Origin of the sequence: Cryobacterium sp. Y11, assembly GCF_002929535.1 — a bacterium.
Classification (GTDB): Bacteria; Actinomycetota; Actinomycetes; order Actinomycetales; family Microbacteriaceae; genus Cryobacterium.
This window is the reverse complement of the sequence record NZ_PJJO01000058.1, coordinates 246,805-264,655: the sequence shown is the minus strand read 5'-3', so window position 1 is coordinate 264,655 and position 17,851 is coordinate 246,805. Positions and strand designations below refer to the sequence as shown.

The following is a 17,851-nucleotide window of genomic DNA, read 5'->3' as shown; positions in this document are numbered from 1 at the left end:
CATTCTCATGGCGGTAATGTACAGAAATGGATCGGTGCCGACGGCGACGCCGCGTTCGGCGCCCTTGCACCATGCGGTTGCGGAATGGTCGGGTTTCGCAGACGCGGGCGGGTTGGTCGATGGCAGTCTCGGCGAGCTCGACCGACGGGATGGGTGCGGCGTGCCACGATTGACGGCTACGCCGTTCGCGACCTCACTCGGACAGAAGTGCCACGTTTTGCAGGCATAGTCAGGTTGGTTCCTGAGCTTTGCGAACGCGGGATGAAAACATTTGGCGCAGATGTCGTTCCCACCGGCATGTGGCCGGAGCAGCTACGGCGCGATGGCGGGGCTGCGGGGCTTCGCGTACCTAAAGTAGGCCCAGACGGCCACCGCGATAGCCGCGTAGGCCAGGTAGACCCCGGCCCAGGCGCCGACGGTAACGGTGATTTCATCCCACGACGCGGGCAGCGGCACGAGCACGTAACTGTATATGGTTGCGCCAAATGCATAAACAATGACCCACAGGACACGGTTATACCGCCAAAGGTTCGCGCCTTCGAGAAAGGCAAATGGCAGCAGTGCTATTGGGAGCGAGGAGAGGGCGGCAATGCAGAGCGTGGAGAAGAACTCCCCCAGCGCAACATTGCCGAATTCGGTGGCTTGGTGCGCGACGAACGCTATGTTCGGGTCGATTCGCTGCCACTCGATGAAGCTCGGAATCGGCCGCACCACGAGAAAGGTGTACCCGGCGTATGCGGCGAGGCCGAGAAGCGCCGCCCAGACGGCTCCCCCGATGGTAACCAGAGCGGTACGGGCAGTGCCCACCGTTTGGAGCCCGTAGTCGAGAGCCAGAACAGAGCCGAAAATTAGCGCCGGGCTCACCCCAGTTCCGCGTCCGAACATCACGGTGACCAGAATGATCGCGAGATACATCGGTCGGGCCGTGATGCGTGGGCGATACCCCTGCCTGACCCGAAACCCAACAATGCGTTTCACCATCGCGCCACCGTAATTGAAAACCGCGAACACGGTGACGAAGGTGGTGAGCAGTCGCAGCGACATCCAGTTCACGCCATAGCTCGGGTCAGCAAACCCCGCAATCACAGCGCTGAGCACGATGATCAGTAGCGCCCAGGGGCCATGCACGTGGCCGAGTGAGTCGTACCATCGGCGGCGGGGTTTCGCTGCGCCGGACTTGGCAGTGGCGGCTGGTGTCGCGACTTCCGGCGTCTCGGATTCCCCTTCGGACCGGGTCTCCGGTGCCGAAGGCGATGGAGCCGTCTGCGAAGCAAGGGTCGTCGCGACCGTGGTCGCCTCTACCTCGGTGAGTTCAATGTTGGTCATCAACTGTCGATTCCTGAAGCGGTAACGGCCTTGGCGCGGGGCGCAGTGCGGCGGCGGGGCGGGAGAATTTTCTTCAAGAAGGCGCCGATGCGCGATTCATTGTTCTCGATTGTGGCTTCCAGCAAAGCACTTGGCAGAGCGATCAGAATCGCAAAGATCAGCGTGAGCGCAACGGTAATGAGGAGCGGACCGATCGGTGGCGTGATCGTGAGATCCGACGCTTGAAGTGGGCCGGCATCCGCTTCGGGTGACTGGCCGGTCAGCGCCAAGTCGCTGAAGATGGATGCGTCGAAGGCGGTGTTGTTGCCGACGAGGGGGCCGGGCAAAACGGATGCGGTCGAATCGGGATAGGCCACCGCCACGGTCATCTCTTCGACAATGAAGGTGGGCAGGCAGCCGTAGCTGCCCAAACCGCCGTCGGGCCACGTTATCGAACATTCCTGGCTATCGGGGTACTCCATGCTGGCGATGAAGAGCGTGTGGCTGCCCGGGCCCATCTGGTCGCTGGAGATGGCGATCACTTTTTGATTCGGAGCGCCGGTCGCTGTGGAAACGTTTTGTGTCCAGTCCCATTCTGACTGCTCATTGCAGACGGCATGGGCGGCAAGGAAAGCAGGATCGTCCGAGGTCCACGTAGCGGACGCGCCCTCTACACCGCCTTCAATTTGTGTGTTCGGCGCCGCCGCGAACTCAGCGTAGGTCGTGAAGCGATCCAGGTAGGCGCGCTTGCCATCACTGCGGCATTGAGCCAGTGCCGTCCCAGCTTGCATTGCCACATCGGCGTTCGGCCAGATGCCTTCTTCGCGCTCCCAGGTGGCGATGTAGGCGGAGTCACTGGTAACGGTGACCTGCCAGAACCAGTTGCCGTCGGCATCCGTCTGCATTTCGATGAGCGGTGATTCTGGAACGTCAAACGCGGACTCGGCGTGTGCGGCCGTGGGTGCGCCGGCAAACAGAGTGAGGCCAAGAATGCTGGCGGCCAGCACGGGGGCGACGACGCGTCCGCGTCTTGGAGTCGGGGAAAACCGCGCGAAAGACGGCAAAAAGAACGGCATGAAGATCCCCACATCTGCACGACGCCAAGTGATCGTGATGTTTCATACTAGATTCGATGAAATGGGGTCTGCGCGCTGGGGTGTACCCCCAGTTCGGGGTTAGCGGGATGACCACGCTCGACCAGCGGGAGTAGGAGCGGGGCTACAGGCCGAAGATGGTGCGGGTGGCTCGGGCGCGCGTGGCTTCGATGAGGACGGCGTTCGCGCCGTCGACGGACTCGGCCCAGGCGAGGGCAGCCTCGGGGCTACGACCGTGGCGCTCGTGCCGGTCGACCAGACGGCGAAGGCGCTCCGGCTCGCTGGTCTGGCAGAACCAGGACTCGACGAGGAGTGTGTTGATCAGGCCCCACGGCTCGGTGCCGGCGAGCAGATAGTTTCCCTCGACCATGACCACGCGAGCGCTCGGCAGCACGGCAATCTCGGCCGCGATACCCTCGTCGACATTGCGGTCGAAGCTTGGCGCGTAGACGGTATGGTCGTGTTCGGTGAGAAGGCGGCGGAGCAGGGCGACGAATCCCCAGCCGTCGAACGTGTCGATGGCCCCCTTGCGATCGTGCCGGCCGAGGCGATCGAGGGTGGCGTTGGCGAGATGAAAACCGTCCATGGGCAGGTGCACGGCTGAGCTTTCACTGCCGAGTTGCTCGTTCACCTTCGCGACAACCCGCCTAGCGAGGGTGGTTTTGCCGGCGCCCGGGCTGCCGGCGATGCCGACCAGGATGCGGCCGTGCTCGGGCAGCAGCGCGATGACGCGGCTGGCAAGTTCGGTCAGTTGAGCGGATGCCGGTGGATCGGTCAGGCTATTGGATGGCATAAGTCGACTCTAGGGCGGGGCGGGATTAACGGGAGTCGCGGGGGGGCCAGATGCCGTCGCATCCGTCTTGGAGACAGGTGAATTTGAAGGCCTGGCCGTCGGGCACGACCTCCATGCGGATGAGGCAGCGCGGGCAATTCGGCGGGCCGACCAAGACCGCGGTATCGCTGGCCAGTTCGGCTTCGGTGTACGGAGGGCCGAAGTACAGCTGGGTGCAGGAGAGATTGGCGCAGGCATAGTCGAAAGCGTCGCCGTGCCAGGCAACCGCCATTACCCAGCCGCACTGCGGGCACAGGTGAGGCTCGATGGCGTCTTTTTTTTGAAAGAGCCACGAGACGTTCTCACCTATCTCGTCCATGAAGAGAGAATAGTCCAGCTGGCCGGGGCGCGCGCGGTTTTGCGCAACCCGTGTAGAGCGGGGGCCAATTCAGGCAACTTGCCACCTTCGAGCTCGCGTGCCCAATGAATTGCCGGCGTTTACGGCTGGGGCTCGCCCGCGGCGGTGAGGCGCAGGGTAGCGTCGCCGATCCAGAGCCAGAGGGTGTCGTCGGCGGTCGACACAGCGACGTTGCCGGCCAGTGCCGTTGGCGCCAGATCGGTCTCAAAACACGTGGCGCCCGCAGCTTCAAGGGTCTCGGTGAGGGGAACGATATTCACGCCGCGACAGTCCGTGGGGTCGGCGGAGGTGACGACGGCGAGGTAGCCGGTGTCGGTGGCGGTGAGGGTGACCATTCCGGGAAGGGCGACCGGCGCTGACCAGGTGGCTGCGGCATCCGCTGTGGTGAAGAGTCGGCCGTCGGCGCAGAGCACGGCGGCGGAGTCGGACGTGCTCGCGGCGAGGTGCACGACCGAGTCGCAGGGCGCCGGGGCGTCGCCGTCCGGGCCGTGCACGGTGGCGCGGTCGGCGGGGTCGACGTACCAGGCGTCTTCGAGCTCGACGGGATAGCTGGTGTAGTTGTCGCCGCCGACAAAGGTCTTGATGAACTGCGGGGCGCAATCTTCGTCAAGGCCGACGAATTCGGCGACCGATTCGCTCAGAGCGGTGATGTTTTGCAGAGCGGTGGCTCCCGACGGTCCGGTCGCGTCGCTGGCGATCCAGCTCTCGCCGGCATCGGTGCTGAGCTCCGGCGAGGCCGCGGTCGCCGGGCAGGGGCCGGTCGTGGCGCGCCAGGCTGCGGTGTCCGACACGGCTGAGAGCAAGCGCGTCGCCGGGGCTGGGGCAACCGCGGGCGCGGCGGTTGTGGTTGCCGACGGGGTGGGTGATGGCGGTGTACTGAGAGCGGATGCTGTCGGTCGGGCAGTCGACGACGCGTCGGTAGCGGCGTCGACCGGCGTCGGCGAGAGCGCCGTCGTGATCAGCACCGCGTCGACGAGCAGGAAGAGTGCGACGGCGGCGTAGGCGATAACGCTCCGTCGCCCCTGAGGCGCCGCCATCAGTCGCGGGCCGCGACGAGGGCGGCGGTGATCGTGGTGACGGAGGAGTTGATGGCGGCGGCGGCGCGCGCGTACACGGCGGCTGACTGGCGGTAGGGGTCTTCGACGTCGTCGCGGGTGGGTGGGTTCGGGGATGGCTGGAGTCCGCGGGTTGCCGCGACGGAGGCGATGTAGGCCGGGAAATCGCGGGATGGCCGGGTTGCGGAGGCGGGTTGCGGTGCCGGGATTGCGGTCTCGTTCACCGGGCCTTGGATCGAGCTTGTCGAGATTTCGACCAGCGGAAGGGGGGCGGAGTCGCGGCTGGTTTGGGCGTCGCGGGGGGCGGCATCAGGCGCCGGGATGGGTTCGTTGGCCACCAGTCGGGCGAACTGGTTCAGGGTGAAGGTGTAGCGGGTGGCCTTGGGCAGCAGGGTGACGACCTCGCGGCGGTGGTCGCGGGTGGCGGTCAGCACGAGGTCGGCCCCGGCGATGAGCTGTTCGGTGAGCTGCCGAGCGATGTGATCGGTGCTCGCGGCGCCGTATTGCGTCGAAAGCACCGCGGCCTCGGGAGTCATGGCGCTGCCCGTCATGGCCCGCGTTCCGGCGCTCGTAACGACGGCGTCGATGCCAGCAGCACTCAGGCTCGCGCGGAGCAACTGCTCGGCCAGCGGCGACCGGCAAATGTTGCCGGTGCAGACAATCAGGATGCGGGGGGCTGCGACCGGCAGGCCGGGCTGGGCGAGGGGGGCATCAGCGATGGGGGGCGTGGTCATACTCGAGCTCTCGATCGACGGGAATAGTCTGGTGCCACGATTTCGGGCGCGGCGCCGACGTCACCATAGGTGTGTCCGTAACCATACTGGCCGAAGTGGCCGGATCCGTAGGTATCCGGTCCCTTGGTCGGCAGCATCGTCATGACCACTCCGCTAATCCCGGCACCGACGTTGTTCAGCGCCGCGATGGCGCCCGTGAGCTGGTTCTTCGGCGTGCGCCCTGACGCGACAATAAGGATGGTGCCACCGACTCGCTTGGCCAGGATGGCGGCATCCGTCACAGGAAGCAGCGGCGGGCAGTCAAAGATGACGACGTCGAAACTACGGTTGAACTGCTCGATGATCTGCGTCATGCGCGACGACCCGAGCATCTCGCTCGGGTTGGGCGGAATGTGCCCGGCGGGCAGCACGTACAGCTGACCGTGGCCCCACGGCTGAATGACGTCGTTAATTTCGGCCCGCCCGATGAGCAGGTCGGTCAGTCCGACGCCGCCCTCGATGTTCATGTAGTCGGCGATGCGCGGGCGTCGCAGGTCAGCATCGACGAGTAGAACGCGGGCGCCGGAATCAGCGAGAGAAATAGCCAGATTCGCGCTCGTGGTGCTCTTGCCCTCGGCGCCGATCGACGATGTGACCACAAATGAGCGCTCGGCGCGCTCCACGTTGAGGTACTGCAAATTGGTGCGCAGCGTGCGAAACGATTCTGCCAGCGGGCTGTGTGGGTCAGCGTGCACGATGAGTGGGCGTTCAATGGCTTTCGGGTCAAAGAGGATTCCGCCGATGACGGGCACGTCGGTGACCTGCTCAACGTCACGCTGGGTGCGAATGCGGGTGTCCAGGATTTCACGCAGCACCGCGCCGCCGACGCCGAGAGCCAGCCCAACGAGAGCGCCGAGCGCCAAGTTGAGGGGCACGTTGGGGCTGACCGGCATAATTGGAACGCTGGCCACCTGGATCCGAGTGAATTTCACCGGCGGTGCAGCAGCGGGGTCATCTGGCTTCTCAATGGCTTGCACTTCGTCGGTGAGACTCTGCGAGACGGCATTGGCAATTGCGGCGGCACGAACCGGGTCGGTGTCGGTGACCGTGATGTCGAGGATCGATGTGTCGAGCGGCGCGGAGACGGCGATGTGCTTGGCCAGTTCGACCGCCGTGATGCGCAGGTCGAGGCTCTCGATCACGGGCAGCAGCACCAGCGGAGTGCGGGCAAGGCCGGAATATGACTTCACTCTAGCTACCGTAAAGTTCTCGCCCTGCACGAGATCGCTCGTACTGCCGCCCGATTCGGTCAACACGACAACCTTCGATGTGGTGCTATAAGATGGCGTCTGCACAATCGAGAAACCGGATGCTGCCGCCACCGCCACGAGAGTCGCCGCCACGATGAGTAGCCAACTCTTGCGCAGGATGCGCATGTAATCATGGAGTTCCACTGTGCTACCTTTCGTTGCGGCACAAAGCTGCCCCCCGGTAGTTTGACACAGTTGCGCCAAGAGCCCCGATTGCACGGTGCCCCGCAATCAGGGGTCGCGCCACGTCTGACTATCGGTGCACGCCGGTCAGACCCTAACAACGCAAATTGAGCGAGCCCGTCTCGTGCAGCTCAATCAGCGGGGTGCTGCGCAGCGCGAGCTCACCAGTGAACGGCTCGGGACCGAGCCAGTCAAAGCGCAACACGGTGCTGTCGCCGGGAGCCAGTTCGACGACAATCGAGCTCACCGGGTACATGGCATCGGTGCCCGGAGTGTATGGCGCGTCGACTCCATCGCGCGTGACTCCGAGGTTGTACATCTCGGGAGTTCCATAGGCCGATACCATGGTCTTGATGTTGCCCAGCGGCACCCCCGATATGTTTCGACCGGTGACGTAGGCGGGGAGGGTCGTTGCGGCATCCGCTGGAGCAGTGTTGGTGACGGTGACCTCCAGCGCGTACTGCGGGCGCAGGTCTTTGCGGCATGTGCGCTGGCCGAGCGCGGAAGTGACGTCGAGGTAAAAGTCCATTTTCGCGCCAGTGAGATCGTTGAGATACAGGCCGAACCGGTTCGTTTTATCATCGCTGACCGGCCGACCACCGGCCAGCGTGGTGCCTGCGAGCACGGCTTGCTCGGCCTCATCGGCGTTCCAGATCAGCAGTCGATGTTCGCCTGCAGCCCGGGTGAGTGCGTCGATGAGTTTGACCGGATTGGCGTTGCCACTTTTGACGGCATCGAATACGGCACCCGCCGCGGCCGCGAAGAAGACGTCTTGCTGATCGAGTACCTCGTAGCGTGCGTAAACGTCGCGCAGCAACAACTTCACCGCGTTGTCGGCGGTGAGCTCGTCGCCGGTGGCGAGAGTGATCGGGCCGGTCGCTTCGAGCAGATAGCTCAGCGCCACCGGGTCGACCGAGAGCACTCCGTTCGCTTGCAGACCGAACTCAAGGCGCCACATTTCGCGGGTGAGGGCGCCGGTTTCGGCAAAGTCCGGAGTGAGGGTGACATCTTGAAGGTATTCGCCGGTGATCTCACCGTAAATGGAGCTGGTGCCGGCGCTGAGCGGCAGCACCGGGGCAGCAAACGGGTTGAAGTCCTCGGAAGTGGCTTGCTGCGTGAGATCGATGCGGCCCTGGTCGGCGTGCAGCAGGGCGAGCGCGCCGGGATTACCGCCGGTCGCGCGCACCTCGGCCAGGTTCTGAAACAGCACAATGTAATCGCGCGGCGCGTCCCCGCCCAACATGGCCGGCAGCAGGATGACCGCCCGGTTCAGGCCGTCGAGGGTGCCAGCGGCCTCGACCGTAACCGACTGCAACCGGGTGACCGCGCTACGCACAACGCCCAGCACGTTGCCGGTGTCGATGGCGTTCACGTTCTTGACGGCGCGGGCTAGTGCAGTGTTCGCCGCGGCTACCGGCGGTTGTGCGTCGACCACGGGCTGCACGGCCATCGCACCGTCGACGGTCGTGAAATCATTCGGGTCGAGAGTGGCGAGCGGGGAAATTGCATTCTCGGCAACATCATCAACGACAGCGGCCAACTCACGCACGGCCTCGAGGTTCGGCCCCAAAAACGGAAGCAATTCGTAGCTGCGCCAGACCGGATCGCTCGTGCGGGATCTCGCCGTCTCGGCATACTGGGCCAGCTCGGCGGCGGTGAATCGTACCGCCTCGGCATTACCGGCCATGACCTGCTCGGTGATGCTCGCAGCAAGCGGCACGGCAGCCTCAAGGGCGCCCTTGGCCTGCAACCCGCGAATGCCCACCCAGGCGGTGGCCGCGACGACAACCACAAGCAGACCGAGCACGACGAACCCGACGATGGTGCGCGTGCGCTTCACGGGGACAACGTGCACCGCTGGGGAGGATGACATGGCCCCATTCAAGCAGAGGGCTGTTCGCTTGGGGCCGCAGGAGCGCGCCTCGGTCAGTTACCCCTCGGGGCTTGACGCGCGCGCCCGTTAGGGCTTAGCGCGCGAGCCGCGGGCGCGGGGTGGTGACGTGGGAACCGAAGGAGTGACGGAGTCCGTGTCACCGTAGGCGTACCCGTAGCCGTAGTGGCCATAACCGTAGGCATCCGGCCCGCTGGTGGGCAGCATAGTCAGCACTAGGCCGGAAATGGGGGCGCCCACATTGTTGAGGGCCGCGATGGCGCCGGTGAGCTGGTTCTTGTGAGTGCGACCGGCCGCGACGACGATGAGCGCGCCGCCAACACTTTTGGCGAGGATGGCGGCATCCGTTACCGGAAGCAGCGGCGGTGAATCGAAAATGACTACGTCGAAGGCACTGTTGAATTCGGCAATGAGCTGCACCATGCGCGTGGAGCCGAGCAATTCGCTCGGGTTCGGCGGCATGTGTCCGGCCGGCAGCACGAACAGCTGGCCCGTTCCCCACGGCTGAATAACGTCGGCCAGCTCGGCCCGGCCAATTAGTACATCGGTGAGGCCGACCGCGCCCTCAATGTTCATGTACTCGGCAACCTTGGGGCGACGCAGGTCTGCGTCGACGAGCAACACACGCGAGCCGGCATCGGACAGGGCGATTGCGAGGTTAGCGCCCGTTGTGCTCTTGCCCTCACTCTCGATTGACGAGGTGATCACGAAGGAACGGTCAACCCGCCCAACGTCGAGAAACTGCAGGTTGGTGCGCAGCGTGCGAAACGACTCGGCGCGGGGGCTGCGCGGGTCGACGTGCACGATGAGCGGCCGGTCTTTGGCCTTCGGGTCGAACACGATGCCACCCAGAATTGGCAGGTCGGTGACCTGCTCAACGTCGCGGGTGTTTCGAATGCGAGTTTCGAGGGTCTCACGCAGCACCGCGATACCCACCCCGATGGCCAGGCCGACCAGAGCACCCAGGGCGATGTTCAGCGGCACGTTGGGGCTGACCGGCACGATTGGCACGATGGCTTCCTGCGCGAGGGTGAGTTTAACCGGTGAGGCGGCATCCGTTGTGGCGGGCGTTTCAATTTCTTCGACGACGAGCCTGAGGCTGGCCGAGATGGCGTTGGCCGTGTCAGCGGCGCGTACCGGGTCGACGTCGGTGACGGTCAGGTCAATGATCGACGTGTCGAGCTGTGCTGACGCGGCGATGTTCTTCGCTAGCTGCTCGGTCGTGACGCCGAGATCGAGCGTTGCGATGACTGGCAGCAGCACGATCGGCGTGGTCACCAGCGCGGAGTAGGTCTTGACCCGCGCGACCGAGAAGTTATTGCCCTGGGCCAGGTCAGCCGTTGACCCGCTCGACTGGATGGAAACGAACACCTTGGACGTCGCGCTGTACTGCGGTGTCTGCACAATCGAATAGACGGATGCCGCACCAATGGCCACCAGCGTGCACAGCACGATGAGCACCCAGCTTTTGCGCAGAATGCGAATGTAGTCGCGAAGTTCCATTCGGCGGCTATCCCCTCGTGTTGTCGATGGGAATGTTGGTCCGGTACGGCGCGTATTCACCACATGAATGTGCGGTGTCCCTCACCTGAGGATACCGAAGTTTCGCGCGTACCCCAACCTGCGCTGTGCGGCCGGTGCGCGCCGGGTAGTTTGGGATCATGGGGACAGTGCAGCAGTGGAGACGGTAATCGACCAGGCGGCGCAGCGTGATGACCGGCACACGAACCGGGCGGCGCTGCCTGCTGCTGGCCTGGCAATCGTGCTCGCGATGGTGTTGCTCGTGCTGGTGGGCGGAACCACGTTCACTGACGTACACCTGACCACCCTGTTCGGGTACCTCTGTGTCTGGGTGCCGTTGCTGGCCGCGATCCTCGTGACAGCCGGTCGTGGCGGGCTTGCCGCCTTGCGATTGTCGATTCGACCGATCGACCTAGTGTGGGGGCTGGGCGTCGGCCTCCTGGCCCGCACCGGAGCCAGTCTGATCGAGATTGCCGGCTACGGCAGCATCGGAACGACCGGTGCTTCGTTTGGTGAGACCGTGTACGACGGCTGGTGGCTGTTCGGAGCGCTCGTTGCTCCGGTGCTACTGGCTCCAGTGATAGAGGAACTGTTCTTTCGCGGGCTGGTATTGCGGGCCGTCTACGCGCGGGTGGTTATGGAAACGAGCGCGAGCCGCTGGGCCGCGCCGATCGCGGTCGGCGTGAGCGGGCTCACCTTCGCGCTCATGCACCTCATCACAATCGAGCCCGCCAGTACGGTGGTGGTCGTGGTCGTCGGCTGCTCGACGCTGCTGTTTGGGCTGGGGGCAGCATTTGTTTCGCTTCTGACCGGGCGAATCGGCGGCGCGATCATCGCGCACGTGACATTCAATGGGCTCGTGATTGTGCCGGCGCTGCTCGCAGCTTGACTTAGCGTCTGCAGACCGATCTGGCTACCCCTCGCATTGGGGCTGGGCGGCAATTTTCAAAGTGCGATGCTCGGGCCACCTGGTCGCTATGATCAAAATCGCACAAAAATTAGTGCGCCATTTTTTGAGAGTGTATCCGGGGACTAACTGCAATTCGACCTGCCCGCACGCACTCGCCGATGATCCACCGCGAGGCAGCCATGGGCAAGTTTACGTACGACTCAAGTCTCACCGCCGATTTCGACGACCGGGCACTCGCGCACATTCAGCTCGTGATCGGCGCCAAGCTGCGCCGAGGCGAGTCGTTCTATTTCTCGTGGCGGGATGATCCCTTGGCCGGTGGGGGTCGCAGCAGCATCTGGGTACATCCGGGCATCTCCATCACCTACAAATACTTCGGCAGCAAGTCACCGGCACTCAATCGCGAATGGGTGAACGCTCTCACTCTCTCGGCTAACTCCGCGAACGGTCTGCAGGTCGTGGCCGAGCCGCCGGACAGCACTCCGTAGGGAACCACTGATCAGCTGGAACGAGCTTTTTCGCCGGTCGAAGCGCGAGAAACGAACGATCGAGACCTGTCGGGTCGGGTCTCGCCCAATGGTTTGTCGCCGACCGGTAGCGGATACACGAAACGCCTCGACACCCAAGGGTGGCGAGGCGTTTCGGTCTACGTGAGGAGTAAGTTACGCTGCGGCGTGCTGACGGCGAACCGAAATGCGCACGAGAACCAGTGCAACACCGAGCACCAGGATGCCAGCGGCGCCCCAGATGATCAGGACCGGAGCGTTGTAGCCGGTGGACGGGAGGGCATTGCCGGCAGACGGGACGGCATTGCCGGTGCCGGAGTCAGCCGGCACAACGCTCAGGGCTGCGGTTCCGATGTTGTTGGAGGTCAGTCCCGTTGCAGTAACCGTGTAGACCCCGGTGGCGTTCTCGGGGAGGGTGACCGTGACACTGACGGCGCCGGTAGACGAGGCTGCCTTGGTGATCGAGCTAGTGACGGCGGTCTTGACGACGCTCAGGGTAGCTGCCTGATCACCCGTGACGGAAAACCGAACATCCTCGCCGCCCGTGAAGGCGCCGGCAGCGAATGCAACCGGCGTCGCCTCACCAGCGACAGGAGTCGAAGCGACAGTAATGAGTGAATCGGACACGTACCCGGCTGCGTTGGCGGCCGGCGCGAAGGCGAAGATGGCGATGACGGCTAGTGCCGCCGTAGCGAGGCTTTTCTTGAACAAGGTGAAGGTCCCCCAGGGTATATGGATGAGTGGTTCGCCGAAACGGCGGGTCCCGGCAAATCGTCGTGAAATACCTAGGCGGAACTCAGGCTATCGTGCACTTGGAGCATTACATAGCCCGATGTCGAGATAGTTGGGCTTAATTCCAAACAAATCGCCGTCGGTACACCTGAAATGGGGGTATTCGCCCTAAAAGTGGGTGGAGCCCTATTGCCCCGACGGGCGGCTGCGGTTATTGAGCACTCCATGGCTCTCTTCGAGGTAGCAGCTGCCGCAGAGGGATTCATAGGTGACCTCTTCGCCGTCGATCGCGACCTGGTCACCGTCAAAGATGTAGACGCCGTCGATCTTTCGCCCATTGAAGACTGCCTTACGACCGCACCGGCAGATGGTCTTGAGCTCTTCTAAGCTGTGGGCGACCTCGAGCAGGCGGCGGCTCCCGGGGAAAGCGACGGTCTGAAAGTCGGTGCGGATTCCATAGGCGAGCACCGGTATATTCTCGAGAATGGCGATGCGCAGCAAGTCGTCCACCTGGGTTTCAGTTAGAAACTGGGCTTCGTCAAGCAATAGGGCGCTCACGTCGAGACCTGACGTGCGTAAGACCTGCGCGCGGTGCTGCTGGAAGATGGCGTAGGCATCCGCTGTGGGAGTGAGCAGAAAATCTACGGCGCGGCTGACTCCGAGGCGCGACAGAATGCGGCGGTCGCCCTTGGTGTCAACCGTTGGCTTGGCGAGCAAGACGCGGTGACCGCGCTCTTCATAGTTATATGCCGCTTGCAGCATAGAGGTACTCTTGCCACTATTCATGGCGCCGTAGCGAAAGTACAGTTTGGCCATTATTTGATGCCTTTGGTCGTGGTGCGTTCAGCGTCAAATTCTAGTGTGAGAAGCGGATGCCGGCTGGTCACGCGCACCCCGGCGAACACAGCGCGCAACACACTGAGGTACGGGCGCAAGGCCCGTCGGCGCTCGAATGACGGCAGCGAGATGCCGGCCTGGATGGTGATGGTGTCGATCACAGCGCCGAACCCGGCTGGTCGGGCGTGGTCGGTCGTTGCCGCGAGTAGCTGGGCCTGGGCGCTGGCCCGCACTCTCGCCTGCGCTTCCGCTTGCGCCTGCGCCGACGTGACCAGGGCGATCGTTGTCGTGTCTGGCGCCGGGGTGGGCCTGGCTCCCTTCAGTCCGAAGGCTTGAGTGGTGTGAGCGGTATCGGTCGGGGCAGCGCTGGATCCGGCGATCTGCACCACGAGGCTGGTCGGGTCGAAGCCCTTAAGCGTGCACAGGGCAACGATCAGGGCGCCGACGGCGGCTCGCTGGTCGGAATCGAATCCGGTCGCACGACGTTCCGGGTCGGCGATGACGCAGAGCGGGTTGAGGCCGCGCTCGGTCAGTATGATGCGTTCGCGGTCGATCAGGTCGTCCAGCCAGGTATGGTCAACCTCGGCTACGAGCACGCGGCGCACCTGAAAGGCCAGGGAGCGAGCGCGCTTCACGTCGACGGCGGTGAGGTTCTGCCGTTCCAGAACATCGGCCAGAAAGGGCAGCACGTCGGCTCCGAGGTTGGCGAGGCGATGGTCAACCACGGCCTGCGCGAGGAGGCCGCGACTCTCTTCGGTGCGTCCTCGGATGGCGCGGCGGGCATCCGTTTGCCAGCGATGAATGGAGTTGACGATCTGGCGCGAAAACGCTGCCGCGGCCAGGGCCGGGGCGAGCACCTGCGTCATGGCGATAATCACGAACAGCAGCGGCGGGGTGTGCACGCCGAGATAGGGCGACTGAGCCAGTGCCGTGACGCCAACGACGACGGCAGCGGATGCGCCGAAAATCAGAATCTCTTTCCACGGCCGAAAGGGAGCAAGGGCCAGCAGCAGCAGGCCCAAGCCGATCGAGGTGAAGTCGTCCTGGATCATTCCGTTGTACTGCCAGGTGCTCGCAGCGGCGAGCAGGTGCGCGGTGGCGCCGAGAGCCACGACGGCGATCGCGCGGTAACGGGTGAACGGTGCGAGATCGGGCCTGGCCGCCCAGACCAGCGCTGCAGCGGCAATCGTCAGCGCGGCGACGGCCGCTAGAGCGAGGGCCGGAACTTGGATCTCGTGCGGACGCGTCAGCGTCCCCACCACCGCATATGCCACCACGATGAGCGCCACGACCGGGGCGATCGGCCAGGCGGCGAGGCCGCCAATGGGGTCCAGACGTTGTTGCGAAGCGGATGCCGGCGCTCGCGGCCGGCGCGGAGTCGGCGTCGCCCGCGTCATTCTTGGGCGACCTGGTGCAGGGCGCCGACCGGCACGGTGAGGCGCACGCTGGTTCCGGCGCCTGGACGGCTCCAGATCAGCACGGATCCGCCCAGTTGCTCGATGCGCCTTCTCACGGACTGTCGTAAACCGAGCCGATCGGACGCCGATTCGGATTCGGTGAACCCGCGGCCGGCATCCGTGATGAGCACGGACAGCGTCGTGCTGTCGGATTCAATAGTGACCTCGGCGGCGGCGATGCCGGCGTGCAAAATGACGTTGACCAGGCACTGTTGTACGGCGAGACCGACGTCGCGATCACTACCAGCGTCGAGGCGCCGCAGGGCAGCGCGGTCGCCGATGAAGTCGACAACGAGCCCGCGGTCGCGACCGCGCTCAATGGCGGCGTAGACGGCGCTGGATTGCCAAGCGTCCGCGGGCGCTGGGGCATCTCGGGAATCCGTGTCGGTGAGCCAGTTTGTGTCGTGCAGCGTGGTGAGGGTGTATTGCAGGCTCGCTTTCAGGCCAGGAGAAAGAGCCCCAGGTTCGGCCAGAGACAGGGCAACGAGCTGGGTGACGGTCGTGTCATTGAGCAAGGCGATGGCCCTGGTATCGAGGGCATCCCGCAGCTGACGGTTCGATCCGTCTTGCACGGCACGGTGGATCGCCGGCTGAGCGGCGTTGCTCGCACGCCGATCGATGCCGGCGAGCACCATGACCCCGACGAGCACCAGGTAGGTCGAAAGCGTGAACAGGTCTGGCCGGTACGGCACCGTGGTGCCGACGATGGCCAGAAAGGCGGCCGCCTCGGCGAGGATGAAGGCTGCCGTACTCCAGAGCACTCCAGCGAGGGCGCTCGACCCGGCTCCGCCGACCATGACCAGGGCCATCTTCGGCAGGGCGACGAGGAACATATTCGACGCTGGGAATACATCCGGCTCACCGAGCACAGCTGCCGTGAAGGCGTAGACGCCCACGGTGCCAACCAGCAGGTACGCCACGGCGAAGGCGATGATGCGGTGCCGGGTAAAGAGGATGAGCAGGCCGCCCATGACAAGCACGATGAAAATGGTGAACCAGAGCCCTGGACTGCGATGCAGGCTCAGGATGGCAACCGACACGACCGCGGACATCAGGCAGGTCAGTGCGAACCAGTGTGCGGCCCGCGCGATGGCGCGCGCCAGCGTCAGCTGGACCAGGTGACCAGGTAATCCTAAGGACATAGTTCCCCCAAGATAAGTATGCCACTGGGGGTTGGAGGGGTGGGCGCTAGGGCTCAGAACAGGGTGGGGGTCAGGTCGGGCGGGAGTTCCGCGGCGATCAGGGACTGAGGTGTCTCCGTGGTCCGGGCCCAGCTCAGGGAGTGGGGCCCCTGATCTATCGTGGGCCCGGCGACCGGGCCCGGCGAAGGAGCGGGGGCGAAGGTCGGACGGGTGGCGGGCACCGGCATCCGTTCCGGGGAGGCAGGAAGGGCGCTCGAGCGCAGGCCACCGGTGGCGGGGTCGACGATTCCGCGCTCGAGGCCGTGCGCGCGGATGAGCGGTTTGATGCGCGCGGCGAGCCAGGTGCGGTACTCCTTGGGCGCGTACTGGCCGCCGGCGTACAGCTCGAGGTAGCGGCCGACGAGCTCGGGGTGATCGCGGGCGAGCCACTGCAGGTACCAGTCTTTAACGGCGGGCTTGAGGTTGAGACCGGAGTAGAGCACGCTCGTGGCACCGGCCGCCTTGGCCTGCCGCAGGGCTTCGTCGAGGTGAGCGCGGGTGTCGGTGAGAAACGGCAAAATGGGCATGAGAAACACGCCGCAGTCGAGTCCGCGTTCGCGCACCGCGGTAACCGTGGCGAGGCGCGCCTTCGTGGTGGGGGTGCCCGGTTCGACCGACTGCTGCAGGTCGTCGTCATAGATTGCAATGGACATGGCCAGGTCGACCGGAACGCGCTCGCTCGCCTCGACGAGCAAGTCGAGGTCTCGGCGCAGCAGGGTGCCCTTGGTGAGAATGGAGATGGGCGTCTTGCTGTCGGCGAGGGCCGCGATGATGCCCGGCATGAGCCGGTAGCGCCCCTCGGCGCGCTGGTACGGGTCGGTGTTCGTACCGAGGGCGACCGGATGCCTCCCCCACGTCGGCTTCGCAAGCTCTTTTCTCAAGACCTCGGCCACGTTGACCTTGACGATGATCTCGCTATCGAAGTCTTTACCGGCATCGAGATCGAGGTACTGGTGCGTGGGCCGCGCGAAGCAATACGTGCAGGCGTGCGAGCATCCGCGGTAGGGATTGATGGTGTACCCAAATGGCATCGCGCTCTGCCCCGGCACGTGGTTGAGTGCCGACTTGGCGAGGATCTCGTGAAACGTGATTCCGGCGAACTCGGGCGTTTGCACTGTGCGCACGAGGTTGTTGAGACGAGCAAGGCCGGGTAGCGCACCAACCTGCTCGGTCTGTAGTTCTTGTCCGCTCCACCGCATGGTTATAGTCGAACACAAGTTCGAGCCAATTGCAAGCGTGCCGCGAAAAACTCGGTGTGAAACGGATGCCGCTGGCCGCGTCGCCGTGCCGGTTTGCTCGCGTTGTCGCGTCGCGGCACGGCACTCCTTCGTAGGTGCGCCCCGAGCTCTACCGAGTGCCGCGAGGTTGGCCGCACCGCTCGCGGCACGCGTTAGGGATGGGGGCACTCGTTCTTAGGGGTGCCCCGAGTTCGAACGAGTGCCGCGATCCTTACCGAGTGCCGCGACGGAGGTTGGGGGCGGGCAGAGGCCGCGGGGCCGGCCTGGCCTCTCGCCGCACGTGTTTGAGAAGTTGGCACTGGTTTGAACACGTGCGCGCTTCCCAAACACGTGCCACGACGCGGCAGGCCGCCGCACGGCAAGCGGCGGCACCGTCATTTAAGCGGATGCCACAACGGGGGCACTCCCGGGAATGGTCGTGTCCCAGCACTCGCGGCACGCGCTGGGGATGGGGGCACTCATTCTTAGGAGTGCCGCGAGTTCGAACGAGTGCCGCAACAGAGCTTGGTGCGGGCAGGGACCGCGGGGTCGGCCTGGCCTCTCGCCGCACGTGTTTGAGAAGTTGGCACTGGTTTGAACACGTGCGCACTTCCCAAACACGTGCCACGGGGCGGGGGACGGCGGTACCGCACACGGACTCCGAGCCCAAACGAGTGCCGCGACACCCGCCAGGCCTGCGCGACCCGCGGTGCGGCATCCACTATCGGGCGATTCGCACTACTCTGCCG

The 17,851-nt window shown here is 64.6% G+C and carries 16 protein-coding genes; 2 read left to right on the top strand and 14 right to left on the bottom strand.

What is annotated here, in order from left to right; translation table 11 throughout:
• Window positions 1-312: 312 nt before the first annotated feature.
• The 9 genes from CXY75_RS13295 to CXY75_RS13255 all read right to left on the bottom strand — a co-directional run bounded on the left by CXY75_RS13295 (window position 313) and on the right by CXY75_RS13255 (window position 10,244).
• Window positions 313-1,326, bottom strand: a complete 1,014-nt coding sequence (locus CXY75_RS13295) for a hypothetical protein (protein ID WP_104083275.1) — start codon at window positions 1,324-1,326, stop codon at window positions 313-315.
• Entirely contained in the window at window positions 1,326-2,381 is a 1,056-nt protein-coding gene (locus tag CXY75_RS13290; RefSeq protein ID WP_146069470.1) for a hypothetical protein, read from the bottom strand. Before CXY75_RS13290 ends, CXY75_RS13295 begins: the two co-directional genes overlap by 1 nt.
• Before the next feature lie 142 nt (window positions 2,382-2,523).
• On the bottom strand, window positions 2,524-3,192 hold the full coding sequence (locus CXY75_RS13285; RefSeq protein ID WP_104083273.1) for a nucleoside/nucleotide kinase family protein: 669 nt from the start codon (window positions 3,190-3,192) through the stop codon (window positions 2,524-2,526).
• Window positions 3,193-3,217: 25 nt separating this feature from the next.
• Window positions 3,218-3,550 (bottom strand): hypothetical protein, encoded by a 333-nt coding sequence (locus CXY75_RS13280; RefSeq protein WP_104083272.1) that lies wholly within the window; start codon window positions 3,548-3,550, stop codon window positions 3,218-3,220.
• Between the two features lie 119 nt (window positions 3,551-3,669).
• Window positions 3,670-4,626: a hypothetical protein gene (locus CXY75_RS13275; protein ID WP_104083271.1), complete on the bottom strand. Its 957-nt coding sequence runs from the start codon at window positions 4,624-4,626 to the stop codon at window positions 3,670-3,672.
• Complete coding sequence (locus CXY75_RS13270) at window positions 4,626-5,378, bottom strand: hypothetical protein (protein ID WP_104083270.1); 753 nt, start codon at window positions 5,376-5,378, stop codon at window positions 4,626-4,628. Before CXY75_RS13270 ends, CXY75_RS13275 begins: the two co-directional genes overlap by 1 nt.
• The gene (locus tag CXY75_RS13265) at window positions 5,375-6,811 is read right to left on the bottom strand and encodes a polysaccharide biosynthesis tyrosine autokinase (RefSeq protein ID WP_104083269.1); all 1,437 of its coding nucleotides are present in this window, start codon (window positions 6,809-6,811) and stop codon (window positions 5,375-5,377) included. The genes CXY75_RS13270 and CXY75_RS13265 overlap by 4 nt, the downstream gene beginning before the upstream one ends.
• A 133-nt stretch (window positions 6,812-6,944) precedes the next feature.
• Window positions 6,945-8,723 (bottom strand): DUF4012 domain-containing protein, encoded by a 1,779-nt coding sequence (locus CXY75_RS13260; RefSeq protein WP_104083268.1) that lies wholly within the window; start codon window positions 8,721-8,723, stop codon window positions 6,945-6,947.
• Window positions 8,724-8,810: 87 nt separating this feature from the next.
• Window positions 8,811-10,244, bottom strand: coding sequence for a polysaccharide biosynthesis tyrosine autokinase (locus tag CXY75_RS13255; protein WP_104083267.1), 1,434 nt, complete (start codon window positions 10,242-10,244; stop codon window positions 8,811-8,813).
• Between the two features lie 175 nt (window positions 10,245-10,419).
• Here CXY75_RS13255 and CXY75_RS13250 point away from each other — a divergent pair, with 175 nt between their 5' ends.
• Together CXY75_RS13250 and CXY75_RS13245 are read left to right on the top strand one after the other, a co-directional pair.
• A complete protein-coding gene (locus CXY75_RS13250; protein WP_158251204.1) occupies window positions 10,420-11,151 on the top strand; it encodes a CPBP family intramembrane glutamic endopeptidase in 732 nt (243 codons plus the stop codon).
• Window positions 11,152-11,351: 200 nt separating this feature from the next.
• Window positions 11,352-11,660, top strand: a complete 309-nt coding sequence (locus CXY75_RS13245) for an ATP-dependent DNA ligase (protein ID WP_104083335.1) — start codon at window positions 11,352-11,354, stop codon at window positions 11,658-11,660.
• A gap of 174 nt (window positions 11,661-11,834) precedes the next feature.
• On the opposite strand, the gene CXY75_RS13240 is transcribed toward CXY75_RS13245, so the two are convergent.
• From CXY75_RS13240 to CXY75_RS13220, 5 genes are all read right to left on the bottom strand, one after another.
• Window positions 11,835-12,389, bottom strand: a complete 555-nt coding sequence (locus tag CXY75_RS13240) for a sortase (protein ID WP_104083265.1) — start codon at window positions 12,387-12,389, stop codon at window positions 11,835-11,837.
• Between the two features lie 207 nt (window positions 12,390-12,596).
• Window positions 12,597-13,226 carry a thymidine kinase gene (locus tag CXY75_RS13235; RefSeq protein ID WP_104083264.1) on the bottom strand — a complete coding sequence of 210 codons (630 nt, stop codon included), beginning with the start codon at window positions 13,224-13,226 and terminating at the stop codon, window positions 12,597-12,599.
• Complete coding sequence (locus CXY75_RS13230; RefSeq protein WP_104083263.1) at window positions 13,226-14,644, bottom strand: hypothetical protein; 1,419 nt, start codon at window positions 14,642-14,644, stop codon at window positions 13,226-13,228. Before CXY75_RS13230 ends, CXY75_RS13235 begins: the two co-directional genes overlap by 1 nt.
• Window positions 14,641-15,846, bottom strand: a complete 1,206-nt coding sequence (locus CXY75_RS13225) for a sensor histidine kinase (protein ID WP_104083262.1) — start codon at window positions 15,844-15,846, stop codon at window positions 14,641-14,643. The genes CXY75_RS13230 and CXY75_RS13225 overlap by 4 nt, the downstream gene beginning before the upstream one ends.
• A gap of 53 nt (window positions 15,847-15,899) precedes the next feature.
• Window positions 15,900-17,084, bottom strand: a complete 1,185-nt coding sequence (locus CXY75_RS13220) for an Rv2578c family radical SAM protein (protein ID WP_104083261.1) — start codon at window positions 17,082-17,084, stop codon at window positions 15,900-15,902.
• Between the last annotated feature and the right edge of the window lie 767 nt (window positions 17,085-17,851).